The following is a 13,622-nucleotide window of genomic DNA, read 5'->3' as shown; positions in this document are numbered from 1 at the left end:
AACATTTGTACTCCACTGGTAAAATGAAGATCGTCCTCCTCATACGTCATGGAGAAAGCGCGGCGAATGCCGGCGCGGCCACCCTGGATCACGCGACCATCCCACTGACTGATAAGGGCCGCGATCAAGCAGCGCGCGTAGCCAGGTCAATCAGCAAGGCGCCTGGATTGATCGTTGCGTCACCCTTCTTACGCGCACAAGCAACCGCGGACGCGACGAGCTCAATGTTCCCCAACGTTACCTGCGAGACTTGGCCCATCGAAGAATTCACCTACCTCGCGCCTGCGAATTGCGTGAACACTACGGTTGCTCAACGAAAAGCTTGGGTCGACCGGTATTGGGCTAAAGCTGATCCGTCCCACGTCGACGGAGAAGGCGCAGAGTCGTTCCTCGCATTTATTGAGCGCGCGCGGTCGTTCTTGGATCGCCTGGCCTTGCACCCAGCAGAAGACATTCTGGTGTTTTCCCATGGTCAGTTCCTCAATGCCGTGGTTTGGCTAATCGAGTGTGAACCACGCATGATCGATGGCCAGGCAATGACTCACTGGCGCGAATTTGAGATCGCGAACCACATTCAAAATGGCTGGGGACTGGAGCTGGTACTCAATGCCGAAAAACCATCCTGTACGGCCCGGCGCGCCTTTGTATGACCGAGTCGCGAAAAGCGATTAAGCTGCGGCAGTTGGTGCGTTGACCTGTCGCGCCATGACAAGCTTTTCAATATGCAATGGCGCCCGAACGACGACCTGCGCGTCGAGTCCCAGCAATTGCGCTACCGCAAGCTCATCCAGTGGCCTTGCCTGCACAGCCTCATGGCCTTCGGTTGGGACAGACAAATGCAGCAAGAATGACTGAGAACAGCTTCTTTTCATGCCCCAAGGATGACCATGGCCACACACAGTTCTACCACCACGCAAAAACACCTCGCAGTACTGATTGACGCCGACAATGCGCCAGCCGCGATCGTCGAGGGGCTTTTCGAAGAGATCGCCAAGTACGGTGTCGCCAGCGTCAAGCGGATCTACGGTGACTGGACTGGCCCGCAACTCGGTGGCTGGAAAAAAGTGCTGCTCGACCATTCGATCCAACCCATCCAGCAATTTGCCTATACCAAGGGCAAGAACGCCACCGACAGCTCGCTCATCATCGACGCCATGGATTTGCTCTACACCCGGCGCTTCAATGGCTTTTGCCTGGTGTCCAGCGACAGCGACTTCACACGCCTCGCGTCACGGCTGCGGGAGGAAGGCTTGACGGTTTACGGGTTTGGTGAGGAAAAAACGCCCAAGCCCTTTGTGGCCGCTTGCGACAAGTTCATCTACATCGAATTGCTGCGTGACGAAGCCGCTCAGTCGCCCAATGCCGAGGCGTCTGTCGAATCCTCCGTGACACCTGATGCAAAACCGGTGGCGGCAGAAAAGCCCAAGAAGCCCAAGGCGCCCATCGGGTTCATTACCAAAATTCTGGACGACATTGCTGATGAGGATGGCTGGGCACATTTAAGTGTGCTGGGTACGAACATCTCGAAGCTTCGCCCGGAGTTTGACCCGCGTACCCATGGTTTCAAGAAGCTGAGCGACCTGATCAAGGCATACCCGCAAACGTTCGAACTGCAGGCTCGTGGTGCATCTGCTGGGGGTACCGCGATGTACGCCCGGCACAAGCCACCTAGCAAGTGATTCCTTGTAATCAGGAGGTCCTGTTTCGAAGCCGGCGAGCTGGGCGCCTTCTGCACCTTGGCGAACGACGCCCGTTGTAGGAGCGGCCTTGCGTCGCGAAAGGGCTGCAAAGCAGCCCCGGCACTATCAGCGGTGACGCACCAATCTGGGGCCGCTGCGCGCCCCTTTCCGACCGGTCCGGCGCCCCGGCAAGGCCGCTCCTAAAGGGACCGCAGAGGGTCACAGGGCGATGCCTTGTTCGCCGAAGAAGGGCTTGAAGGGGCGTTCGATGACAAAGGTAAGGCTCCGCAGAACCCACCCTTCACCAACGCAAGATCGCGTCACTTCCATCGCCAATCGGCTGCTCGGCTTTACCGTTAATAGTCACCCAGACTACGGTGCGAAACCCTTTACGCAGTGCCAGTGGATAGACTATGCCAATGCCTTGCGCAGTGGCACCCGAGCACACGATGGTATCCCGAGGGTCGAAGGTCGCGAGCTCTGCCAGCAATACCTCCCGGGCTCGAGCTTCATCCTCATAGCCCGCGTCGGAAAAACCCAGAAAGGTCACCACTCGCTTCTCGCCGAGGGAACGAATGCCGTCGACCGCTGCTTGTGCGTCCATGGAGTGGATCTCTTGGCGAAAACCCCGTGCGCTGGGGCAAGGCCTGCCGGTTTCAATTTGATCGTTATGAAAACCGGCATGGGTCAATTACTTGACGAAAGCACTAAACCGAAAGTTCTGCAACTTACCAAGCTGGTTAAGGCCTTCGCAATGAAGGCCCAATGCAGAACACACTAACGCGCCACGTTTGAGGTATTAATCCAGGCCACCCTGGCACACATACTTGATGTGCATGTATTCCGCCAGGCCGTGGACGGAGCCTTCGCGGCCATAACCCGAATCCTTCACCCCGCCGAATGGCGCAGCTTCGGCAGCCAGCGCACCTTCGTTCACTCCGACAATGCCGCACTCCAGCGCATCGGTAACGCGGTGCACACGGCGCATGTCGTTGGTATAGAAGTAGGCTGCCAGCCCGAATGGCGAGTCGTTGGCCATCTTGATGACTTCCTCCTCGGTGTCGAATTGAGTGATCGGCGCGACGGGCCCGAAGGTTTCCTCATGGAAGCACTTGGCAGCGCGGTCTACGTCGGCCAGAACGGTTGGCGCGTAGTATGTGGACTCGGCGCGCTGTTCGGTGAGCAGGCGCTTGCCGCCGGTCAGCACTCGGGCGCCCCGGGCAACGGCATCGTTAACATGCTCTTCGATTTTGGCGATGGCTTTGGCGTTGATCATTGGGCCGATCTGGGACGCCGGATCGCTCGCCGGGCCGACGACCAAGGCTGCTACGCGGGCTGCCAGTTTTTCCAGGAACCTGCCGTAGATCTTCGACTGAACGTAGACACGGTTGGGGCACACGCAGGTTTGGCCGCCGTTACGGAACTTGGCAACCATCAAGCCTTCTACCGCAGCATCGACATCGGCATCTTCGAACACGATGAACGGAGCGTTACCACCCAACTCCAACGCCAGCTTTTTCAGGGTACGGGAGGATTCGTGGGCAAGGTGCTTACCCACGGGGGTCGAGCCGGTGAAGGTGATTTTACGAACACGGGCATCGTCCAGCCACACATCGGCAACTGTCTTTGACGAGAGGGTGTTGACGATATTCAGAACACCTGCCGGCACGCCCGCCTCTTGCGCAAGCTTGACCAAGGCCAACGCAGTGAGTGGGGTTTCTGCTGCGGGCTTGCACACAACGGTACAACCGGCAGCCAGTGCAGGCGCGATTTTCCGGGCAATCATCGCGGCGGGGAAGTTCCAGGGCGTGATGGCAGCAACGATACCCACAGGCTCCCAGTGGGCTGTCATTTTACGGCCACGCACCGCCTGAGGGATGATGTCGCCGTTCGCGCGGGTCGCCTCTTCTGCAAACCACTCGACATAACTGGCGGCGTAAGCGATTTCACCAATGGCTTCAGCAAGGGGTTTGCCTTGCTCAGAGGAAATGATTTTGCCCAGATCCTCGGCGTTCGCCATGATCAGGTCATTCCAGCGTTTCAAAATGACAGCGCGTTGTTTGGCGGGCGTGGCGCGCCAAGCTTCAAAAGCGGCGGCTGCCGCGTCAATGGCAGCTTCCGCATCTTTTTCATCGCTATTTGCAACCCAGGCAACAGGCTCCCCAGTCGCCGGGTTATTGACCGGCAGGGTGGCGCCCGATACTGCATCCTGCCACTCACCCGCAATGTAATTCTTGGTAACCATCAACGCGTCGCGCTGCAGTTTAAAGCTCATAAAACCCCCAATTTGAGTAGCAGTCTTGGCAACTAAGCCGACAGGCCGCGACACCGCGCGTGCCCTGTAACTATCGCTTTAAGCGATTGCATCGAATCTGATGCACGATTCCGATTAGCACCAACGCGAGTCCTGCACTGCCCGTAGACACCACCAGCACCTGGTAGTCAGGCATGAACGACATCACCCCCAGGCAAACCACGATGAACACGATCACCGCCCAGGTCAGCCAAGGGAACAGCCACATCTTCAACGGGATGTCACTGCCTTTGAGTTCCAGTTTGCGTCGCATCTTCAGTTGAGAGCAGGCGATGACCAGGTAAACCAGCAGTGCAATAGTGCCGGTCATGTTCATCAGCGTATCCAGTACATCCTTGGGCCGCAGCGCCTCACTAAAGTTGATCAGTGCCAGAATCACAGCCACCAGGCACGAGCCAATAATCGCGTAGACCGGGATGCCCGTTCCGGCCTTGGTGAACTTGAAGAACGCAGGTGCGTCACCGCGGGTGGCCAAGGAGAAGAGCATGCGCGAGGCGGTGTAGTGCGCAGAAATCAGGCAACTGCTCACCGAGGTCAGCACCACGAAGTTCATCAGCACTTCTGCGCCAGGCACCCCAAGCAGCTCCAGTGTCCGGCGGTACGAGCCATAGCCTGACACGCCCAGCATGGGGTCATTCCACGGCACCAGGCACACAATCAGGAAAATCGACCCCACGTAAAACAGCCCTACGCGCCAGACAACCGACTTCGTCGTCTTGATGATCTGCTGCGAGGGGTTTGCAGACTCTGACGCTGCAATCGTCGCAATCTCGGCCCCCAGGAATGCAAACATCACCCCGAGCATTGCGCCGACGACGGGGTCTATGCCGTTTGGCATAAAGCCATGCGCGGTCAGATTACTGATGCCGCTCACCTCCCCCAGCGTCCAGAGGTTGGTCACGGCCAGGCCGCACACAATCAGGAAGCAGAAGATCGCCACCACTTTGATCAAGGCGAACCAGAACTCGAATTCACCGTAGTTCTTCACATTGAAGAAGTTGATACTGAGCAAAACCAGGGTCGTTGCCAGCACAAAGACATTGATGCTGATCGATGGAAACCAGCCGTTGAGGATTTTTCCGGCAACGTATGCTTCCCACGCCATCAGGCTGACCCAGTAACCCCAGTACAGCCACCCAATGGTAAAACCGGCCCAGCGACCAATGGCGCGGTCGGCGTAGGTCGAGAATGACCCAGTGTCTGGCGATGACGTTGCCATTTCCCCCAGCATTCGCATGATCAGCATCATCAGAATGCCGCCAACCAGAAAGGCCAGAACGGCGGCTGGCCCCGCGCTGTGAATGATACTCCCCGACCCTACGAACAAGGAGCCACCAATGACCCCTGCGATCGACATCATTGTCAGATGCCGAGACTTCAAGCCCGCCTTGAGTTGGCTGTCATGGGTGTTCGGTTTATCGATACTTATACTTGTATTCATCATCGAGGCACCTCTATTAATTGACGGGAAACATAGACGCGCGAGAAACCGCCAACCCCCTTCCCGGCACGCTGTTTGATTAACTTGCGGTGTGATAGCCCCCTGCAGGGAGGGGGCAAGTTCAAGTCGGTGAACGTGAACAAAATGATCCGTTCAATCCCTGCACCGGCAAGCAGTCGGACTCAGGCTTGTGCGGCAACCAATGCACGCTCGAACATGCCAAGTGCCTTGGCAACATCCTGCTCAGTGATCACCAACGGGCAGATAAAGCGAACCACGTTGCGGTACACACCACATTTGATGAGCAGCAGGCCCTCTTCACGGGCAGCGTCAATCACGCGCTGCGCCATCGCCGCATCCGGCTCTTTGCTGTCGCGATTGGAAACGAACTCGACCGCTGCCATGGCACCAATGGCGCGTACGTGGCCGATGCTGTTGAAACGGCCCTCAAGTTGCTTGAAGCCTTCCAGCAGTTGCGCACCAATAGCGCGGCTACGCTCGGTCAGGTTCTCGGACTCGAAGATCTTGATCACTTCCAGGGCAGCGGCGCAGCCCAGTGGGTTGCCACCGTAGGTGCCGCCCAGGCCGCCTGGCTGCGGGGCATCCATGATTCGGGCACGGCCGACAACGCCCGAGATCGGCAAGCCGCCGGCCAGGCTCTTGGCAACGGTTACCAGGTCAGGCTGGATGCCGGCGTGCTCGAAGCCGAACATTTTGCCGGTACGGCCAAAGCCGGTCTGGATTTCATCGCAGATCAGCACGATGCCCAGTTCTTCGGTTTTCTTGCGCAGTGCACGCATGAACTCGACGGGCGCTGCGATAAAGCCACCGTCACCCTGTACTGGCTCGATGATGATTGCCGCAACACGATCAGCAGCGATCTGCGTGTCGAACACCTCCTGCAGGGCCACCAGCGCTTTCTCGGTGGTGATGCCTCGGTATTCGTTCGGGTACGGGGTGTGGTAGATGTCCGGCGCGTAAGGGCCGAAGTTCTGGCGGTACGGCTGGCTCATGCCGGTCAGGGTCATGCCCATCAAGGTACGGCCGTGGAAACCGCCGCGGAATGCGATCACACCTGGGCGGTTGGTGTAGCCCCGCGCGATCTTGATGGCGTTCTCGACCGCTTCGGCACCGGTGGTCAGGAACACCGACTTGTAGTGCTCTGGGCCGCCAACCAGGTTATTCAGCTTGGCAGCCAGATCGGTGTATTGGTCGTAAGCCGCAACCTGGAAGCAGATATGCGAGAAGGTGTCCAACTGCTTGCGTACCGCTTCGACCACACGCGGGTGATTGTGCCCCACGTTCAACACGCCTATGCCACCCACGAAATCCAGGTATTTCTTACCTTGATCATCCCATAGGTAGGCACCCGCAGCGCGGCTCACCGTAATGGGGTGAGCAACTGCAACACCGTTGGAAACATGCTGGGCACGCGCCGATACAGACAATTTTTGTTGAGAGGACATAGCATTCACCTTTATGTGTCAGTGTTTTAATGCTAACCACTGCCCTTCCCTCCAACTACAACCAGGAAGTAGGAAGCGAGCGCAAACTAATCCTGCTTAAAGCAGGAAAAGCCAATTCAACGCTTTTACTTATCATCCGTTGCCAACACGTACATCTGAGCCGCTACCTGCAATTTGAACTTATCGTCTGGATTGTCGAGCGAGATATTCAGCATCGACTCGATCCGCTCGACCCGGTACCGCAGCGTACTGATATGAATATCCAGTGCCTTGGCCGTATTGAGTAGTTGAAAGCCTTCTCTGGCCAAGGTCAGTACGGTGTCTATCAGGGCATTGCCGCGCTTGGGGTTGCCGAGCGGCTCGATCAGCTTTTCCATCAGCAAGCGACGGGCGTCCGAGTCCCCCATCAAGGCGCGAGGGAATAGCACCTCGTCGAAGTCATGCAGCTTTCCGGGCTTGAGCAGAGGCAGCAGCGCCAGCACGTCCTCTGCCCCTTGAGCCATGCCCGTCACCCCCTTGTGCACGCGGCTGACGGCCATCGCACTACCTTCTGTGCGTACCGACCTCCAGATGGCGTCTGGGGCGTTTTCTGCCGGGAGCAAGAAGCTGACCTGGTTCAGCGAGACGGACATGAGCGGCGCGATGCCCATGCCCTGCATCGACTGGGCAATACGCTCGGCAATTCGCGAGCGTCGGTTGAAGCCTTCCACCGACAACGGGATCGGTTCATTCAACAACACCAGACAAACCCGGTAGTCCCTGTTTTCGCCCCATCCCGACACTTGCGCCCGCTCTATGGCACTTGGTGTGGCAGAGAACTTGCCCTCCAGCAACCCCGCGACGAATGCATAACCTAAGCGGGTTTCCTGGTCGGACAACTGACGCTGGTAGGCAAGGTGCAACGCCGCAATCACCGAGGCGTGTTCGAGCGCTCGAGACTCCAGCTCCTCAAACGCCCCTTCTTCGCCGTGCAGCCAGACAATGCCCACCACTTCTCCACGTAGCCTGATGGCACCGCCCAGCCTGGGGCGCTGCACGCCCTGCGTCACGACTTTTGCCGTGGTGGCATCGAAACAGCCCGTGAGCGAGTCCAGTTCGGTGATTTTCTTAATCAGTGCGCGCTCGGCCAGCGCGTCGACCGCGGGGTCGGAGGCCCCCAGAACAGTACCATCCGCAGAGACCACGGTTGCATGCTTGTCCAGGGCGGATTTCAGCGCCTTGGCCAAGCCTTCCAGGTTGTTGCCCTCCAAGGCAGCCTGGGTCAACGTGCGATGGATATGGTCTGAGCGGCGAATGGTCTCGGCCTGGATGTTGATGATCCGGGCCAGTACATCGTGCATGATCTCGCTGAACTGGATCTCCCACGGCAACTCGAGCAGTGGCAAGTCGCAGCGGTTCGCTTCGTCAATCGCGGCCTGGGTGAAATGCTCGCGAAAATGGGGAACAGCCAGTACCACCCCCGCCAAACCGATTTCACTCAACCGGCGCACCATCACACGGCACTCTTCGTCGTCTACTGGCCAGTTGTAGCCGGTGGTCAACAGAAGCTCGCCAGGCTTCAACCAATTGGTGATCTCGGGGTGATCGACGATGTGAACCCAGGTGATTTCGCGATCCATGGCTGTTTCACCGGCCACCACAGTGGCCTCGCGAAGCACAGTGCTACCTATCGCTGCGTCGAGCTTCATGACCTATCAATCCCACTTAGAAATAACCACTCGACAGCACTCGATGGCTGCCAGGTTTGCAACGACCTTAGCAGCCAGATACTGGAGAATGCTGCGCTGCGTGCAACTAACCCAGAATTTTCGCAAGGTACTCGGCCAGGTGCATGGCTTCTCTGCCACTCACGTTGCGGATCTGCCCGCGGCAACTGAAGCCATCGGCAACGACCGCCGCCTGCTGCGGGATCTTGTCGATGTGAGGTTTGAACTCATTCTCACCGATGATCTTCGCAATCGGAGCCGTCTTGCTATGGTAAGCGTATGCACCCGCCACGCCGCAGCACCCCGCAGCAATCACCTGGCCCTGGCCGCCCAGCTTTTCAAGAATGCCCTGCTCCCCAGCCATCCCGCCGCAGGACTTCTGGTGGCAATGCCCATGTATGCGCACGTCTTCGTTGATCGAAGGCAACTGCAAACCACGCTGCTCGATGAACTCACTCAAGGTCATGATCGACTTCTCGAGCTTTTGGGCGCGCGGGTCCGTCGGGAACAGGCCCGGCATTTCGTCGCGGAACACCGACAAGCAACTGGGCTCAAGGACGATGACTGGAAGCCCCTCTTCGAGCACTGGCGCCAACTGGGCAAGGATCTGCTCAAGGTTCGACTTGGCCTGATCGATCATGCCCACGTCGTAATAAGGCCGGCCGCAGCACACATGGCGCTTCATCAGTTTTACGCTAAACCCAAGCGCCTCGAGTACGGTTACACCCGCTTCGAGCACGTGGGGCGTGAAGCCATTATTGAAGCTGTCCACCCACAACAGCACCTCTGTACCGACACGCACACGCTCATTTTTCAGGATGCGCCTGGCCGTAGCGCTGCTACGGAAACTCTGCGAGGCGACCTTTGGGAACTTGGCTTCACGCGCCAGCCCGAAATAAGCACCCGCCTTACGCACCAGCGGGTTACCCATGGCGTAGTTGAGTACGGGTGACAGCTTGGTGGCATGAGGCAGCCATGCGCCGATGCGCCCGATCATGGCGTCCATCACCGGGCGCGGCTTGTGGCTGTAATAGCGGCTAAGGAACTCGGTCTTGTAGCGGGCGATGTTCACATTGGTCGGGCAGTCCGTCTTGCAGCCCTTGCAGCTCAGGCACAGATCCAGAGAGTCCTTGACCTCCTCGTTCTGCCAGGCACCTTCGATCACCTCGCCCTTCAACAGCTCGAAAAACAAACGTGCACGGCCGCGGGTGGAGTACTTCTCTTCGCGGGTCGCCCTGAAGCTTGGGCACATGGTGCCGCCATCGAGCGAGCGGCATTTACCCATCCCGATGCAGCGCTCGGCCTCACGCGCCAGGCCCTTGTCACCGAGGCGTGCATCGTAGGTGAACTGGCTGGGGATTTCGCGGCGCTCATAGTCCGGGCCCAACCGCAGGTTGGCATCGACCGGCATGGCATGGATCAGCTTGCCTGGGTTCATCTTGTTCAGCGGGTCCCAGATCGCTTTGAATTCGGCAAAGGCGTTCATGATCTCGGTGGAGTACATGATCCGCAGGTATTCCCCCTTGGCCTGGCCATCACCATGCTCGCCCGACAACGAACCGCCGTAGCGCACGACCAGGTGAGCCGCCTCCTCCAGGAATGCTCGCCAGTTATCCAGGCCGTCCTGGGATTTCAGGTCGAAGGTAATGCGCGAGTGGATACAGCCATCACCAAAGTGCCCGTAGAGGTTGGTCTTGTAGCCGTAGCTGCTGACCAGGCGCTTGAACTCGCGAAGGTACTGGCCAAGGTGCGCGGGCTCGACCGCTGCGTCCTCCCACCCTACGACAGGATCAGGCGCGTTCGGGTCCAGCCCCAGCGAGGTCGCCGAGGCGCCCGTCTCGCGGATCGTCCAGATTCGATTCATCAAACCTGCATCGGTCACCAGCCGCACACTTGGGCTACCCGGCAATTCAGGCGCGATGTCCACGGCCTTCTGGGCGAAGGCAATCGCTTGCTCAGTCGACAGAGCACCAAACTCGATCATCAACCAGGCGTTGCCAGCCGGAAGCTCAGCGATATCGGCAAGCTTCATGCCGCGTTCTTTGAGCCCATCGATGATGCCATCATCCAACCCTTCCATTGCGATTGGGTTGAGCGGCAGCAACTGCGGTACGGAGTCGGCTGCGTAATAGATCTCGTCATAGCCCAGCACCACCAGCACGCGGTGAGTCGGGTTCTTCACCAGAATCGTCTCAGCCTGCAGGACGGTGACGCAGGTGCCTTCGACGCCCACCAGCGCGCGTGCAATGTTGAAGCCGTTTTCAGGCAACAACTGATCGAGGTTGTAGCCCGACACGCGACGTTTGAGTTTGGGGAACCCCTCGCGAATGTGCGCCTCGTTGCGATCGACCAGCGCCTTCAATGCCTGCACGATCTCGGCACGTCGCCCACCGGCCCTGATGTGTTGCTGGTAGGCGGCCTCGTCGGTAGGCCCTACCCAGAAACGCTCACCGTCATAGGTCAGAATTTCCAGGCGCTCGACGTTTTCGACTGTCTTGCCCGCCATCACCGAGTGAGCGCCACAGGAGTTGTTGCCGATCATGCCGCCCAGCGTGCAGCGGCTATGAGTTGCAGGGTCCGGGCCGAAGGTCAGCCCCACCTTGGCCGCCTCGCTTTTGAGCTGATCGCAGATCACACCCGGCTGCACCCTGGCCAGGCGCCTTGCAGGGTCAATCTCATGAACAGCATGAAGGTATTTGGAGGCATCGATCACAACCGCCGCGTTCACCGCCTGGCCGCACATGGAGGTACCCGCGCCACGCGGCAAGATCGGCATGCCGGCCTCTTTGCAGAGGCGTACCGTGGTCACGATATCGTCGACGGTTTTGGGAATGACAATGCCTATCGGCAGCTGACGATAGTTTGAGGCCTCGGAGGCGTAGATAGCGCGGGTGGCGGCGTCGAATCGAACCTCCGCCGAGGTTTGCGCCTCAAGCTTGGCGCGCAGGGTCATCAGGAGGTTGAGGTCGAAAGGGATAGGGTTGTTTTTTGTCATTAGGAGAAGCCTGGTCTCGATCATCAGCACGGAAACGCAACGGCCCTACGGGGACTCCCCAGGGTAGAGCAGTGGGCGTTAACTACTGTAAGCCGAGCGCGGATGAGGCTCTACCAACTCGGAATAGGAAGAAACAGGCTTTTCATGCTTCTTCAGGTAGGATCAAATCGCGACGCCTCAGTAGCCCTTGCCGCGATGCACCGTGTTCAGCAAGGGCAGGCCGCTGCGCGCGCGGTGAAGGTTTCGCACGATGACATCAACAGCGCCCTTGACCTGAACATTACTGGCGATATGCGGGGTCAGCAATACCCGCGGGTGCCGCCAGAACGCGTGGTCGGCCAAGGGAGGCTCCTGATCAAGCACGTCCAGCACCGCGCCTGCGACCTTGCCGGTATCAAGCGCCGCCAACAGATCCTGCTCGACAACATGAGCACCCCGCCCCACGTTCACCACACCTGCCCCTGTGGGCAGCGCACCGAGCGTGGTCGCGTTCAATATGCCCGCCGTTTCGGGTGTCAGAGGCAACAGGTTGATCAGGATGTCGCATTGGCCTAGAAATGCATGCAATTGCTCATTACCCACGTAGCAACGCGTACCCGCGACCACTTTCGGCGAGCGGCTCCACGCATTCAGCTGGAAGCCCAGTGGCTGCAACCGCTGCAGGGCTACCTGCCCGAGGTTCCCCAGCCCCATCACACCCACACGCCGCTCGCACGCAGGGGTGATCGGCAAAGGCGCCCAGCGGCGCTCGCGCTGACTGTTCTTGTAAGTGAGGATGTCACGGTGCAAGGCCAGTACGGCAAAGGTCACGTACTCGGCCATGATGTCGGCCATGGCGCCATCCACCAGCCTGACCAGCGAAACGTGCTCGGGTAGCTCAGACAGGTCGAACTGATCGACGCCGGCGCCTGCCGAGTACAGCACGCTGAGGTTTGGGAACTGCGCCATCAGCCTGGGCATCGGTTTCCAGGCAATCAGATACTCGATGTCGCGCGCATCGCCCACCTCGGGCCATTCGCGAAACTCAAGTTCGGGGGCACTTTCATGAAAAGCCTGACGCCATTGAGCAGCACTGCCGGGCTCGGCCATGTAGAGAATAGCCATGTCTGGCTCCTGTTATTCAGTACATACATGATGCCCACCCCAACGACATGATGCCTTCACATGGGCGCACTAAAAGAACAGCCGTTCCTCCTGCCTCGAGTAGGTAGTTTCACCACCGGTACTGAAAGCCCTGAAGCGCCAAGTCACAGCTGTTCGGAAATCTCGATCAGATTGAGATCAGGGTCGCGCACATAGACCGAGAGGATAGGCCCGGTCGCCCCGGTCCGCTGAACAGGCCCTTCGACAATGGGCCAGTTCTGAGCTTCGAGGTGTGCGACCACCTGCTCGAGCCCGACACTGGCGATCAAGCACACGTCCAATGCCCCCGGCACCGGCAGGTGGGCCTTTGGCTCGAACTCATGCCCGCGAACATGGACGTTGATCTTTTGATTGCCGAAACAGAACGCAAGGCGGCCTGCCCCAAAGGTCTGCAAACGCATCCCCAGAACACGGACGTAGAAATCTTTGCAAGCGTCGACATCAGTGGTGGTCAGTACCAGATGATCCAAGTGATCAATCATAGCGATAGAAGCTCCCTTGCCTGCGTTGGCGGGTTTTCATCATGCCTGCAGTAACCCTGCAGGTGGGCGTTTGTTATGCGCCTGCTCACAAGCCGGCTGGGGTTACCTCAACCTGCGAGATATCAAGCGAATCTGCCTGTTGCAGGATCTCGGTTGGGGTGGCATTCGCAGCAGGCATGACGAGACTGTTTTCACCATCTCCATAATGCAACACGATCAAGTGCATGGCTGCCTCGTGAAGGGGAAGCTCACGCTGCTTGAGCTGAAGCTGATGGGTACGCGGCTGGCCCTGGAAAACATACTTGAGGTTGAAGGTTTGCATTTGCTGTGCTCCATAGAGTTGGCATGACAAATATCCTGACTCGGCAGACAGCATTTGGTTCGACTTGCTCGACG

12 protein-coding genes are annotated in these 13,622 nt (G+C 58.6%); 3 read left to right on the top strand and 9 right to left on the bottom strand.

Going from position 1 to position 13,622, the window contains the following annotated elements:
- Positions 1-23: 23 nt before the first annotated feature.
- From HU766_RS02795 to HU766_RS02790, 3 genes are all read left to right on the top strand, one after another.
- Positions 24-650, top strand: a complete 627-nt coding sequence (locus tag HU766_RS02795; RefSeq protein ID WP_186653661.1) for a histidine phosphatase family protein — start codon at positions 24-26, stop codon at positions 648-650.
- A 72-nt stretch (positions 651-722) separates the two neighbouring features.
- Positions 723-851: a hypothetical protein gene (locus HU766_RS26395; protein ID WP_258714849.1), complete on the top strand. Its 129-nt coding sequence runs from the start codon at positions 723-725 to the stop codon at positions 849-851.
- 36 nt (positions 852-887) lie between these two features.
- Complete coding sequence (locus HU766_RS02790; RefSeq protein WP_033697820.1) at positions 888-1,679, top strand: NYN domain-containing protein; 792 nt, start codon at positions 888-890, stop codon at positions 1,677-1,679.
- Between the two features lie 301 nt (positions 1,680-1,980).
- Here HU766_RS02790 and HU766_RS02785 read toward each other — a convergent pair whose 3' ends face one another.
- The 9 genes from HU766_RS02785 to HU766_RS02745 form a co-directional block, all read right to left on the bottom strand.
- A complete protein-coding gene (locus tag HU766_RS02785) occupies positions 1,981-2,283 on the bottom strand; it encodes a hypothetical protein (RefSeq protein ID WP_186653113.1) in 303 nt (100 codons plus the stop codon).
- A 195-nt stretch (positions 2,284-2,478) separates the two neighbouring features.
- The gene (locus HU766_RS02780; RefSeq protein WP_186653110.1) at positions 2,479-3,954 is read right to left on the bottom strand and encodes an NAD-dependent succinate-semialdehyde dehydrogenase; all 1,476 of its coding nucleotides are present in this window, start codon (positions 3,952-3,954) and stop codon (positions 2,479-2,481) included.
- Between the two features lie 70 nt (positions 3,955-4,024).
- Positions 4,025-5,437, bottom strand: a complete 1,413-nt coding sequence (locus HU766_RS02775) for an amino acid permease (protein ID WP_033697810.1) — start codon at positions 5,435-5,437, stop codon at positions 4,025-4,027.
- A gap of 179 nt (positions 5,438-5,616) precedes the next feature.
- A complete protein-coding gene (gabT, locus tag HU766_RS02770) occupies positions 5,617-6,900 on the bottom strand; it encodes a 4-aminobutyrate--2-oxoglutarate transaminase (RefSeq protein WP_033697808.1) in 1,284 nt (427 codons plus the stop codon).
- Positions 6,901-7,025: 125 nt separating this feature from the next.
- Complete coding sequence (locus tag HU766_RS02765) at positions 7,026-8,588, bottom strand: PucR family transcriptional regulator (protein WP_186653106.1); 1,563 nt, start codon at positions 8,586-8,588, stop codon at positions 7,026-7,028.
- A gap of 106 nt (positions 8,589-8,694) precedes the next feature.
- Positions 8,695-11,601 carry an FAD-binding oxidoreductase gene (locus tag HU766_RS02760; protein WP_186653103.1) on the bottom strand — a complete coding sequence of 969 codons (2,907 nt, stop codon included), beginning with the start codon at positions 11,599-11,601 and terminating at the stop codon, positions 8,695-8,697.
- Between the two features lie 177 nt (positions 11,602-11,778).
- The gene (locus HU766_RS02755; protein ID WP_186653098.1) at positions 11,779-12,705 is read right to left on the bottom strand and encodes a glyoxylate/hydroxypyruvate reductase A; all 927 of its coding nucleotides are present in this window, start codon (positions 12,703-12,705) and stop codon (positions 11,779-11,781) included.
- Between the two features lie 143 nt (positions 12,706-12,848).
- Positions 12,849-13,226 carry a VOC family protein gene (locus tag HU766_RS02750; protein WP_033697802.1) on the bottom strand — a complete coding sequence of 126 codons (378 nt, stop codon included), beginning with the start codon at positions 13,224-13,226 and terminating at the stop codon, positions 12,849-12,851.
- Positions 13,227-13,311: 85 nt separating this feature from the next.
- On the bottom strand, positions 13,312-13,548 hold the full coding sequence (locus HU766_RS02745; RefSeq protein ID WP_186653095.1) for a hypothetical protein: 237 nt from the start codon (positions 13,546-13,548) through the stop codon (positions 13,312-13,314).
- Positions 13,549-13,622: the final 74 nt, after the last annotated feature.

Origin of the sequence: Pseudomonas sp. SWRI77 (genome assembly GCF_014269105.1) — a bacterium.
Taxonomy (GTDB): domain Bacteria; phylum Pseudomonadota; class Gammaproteobacteria; order Pseudomonadales; family Pseudomonadaceae; genus Aquipseudomonas; species Aquipseudomonas capeferrum.
The sequence above is the reverse complement of the archived record's forward strand: the minus strand, read 5'-3'. Positions and strand labels throughout refer to the sequence as shown.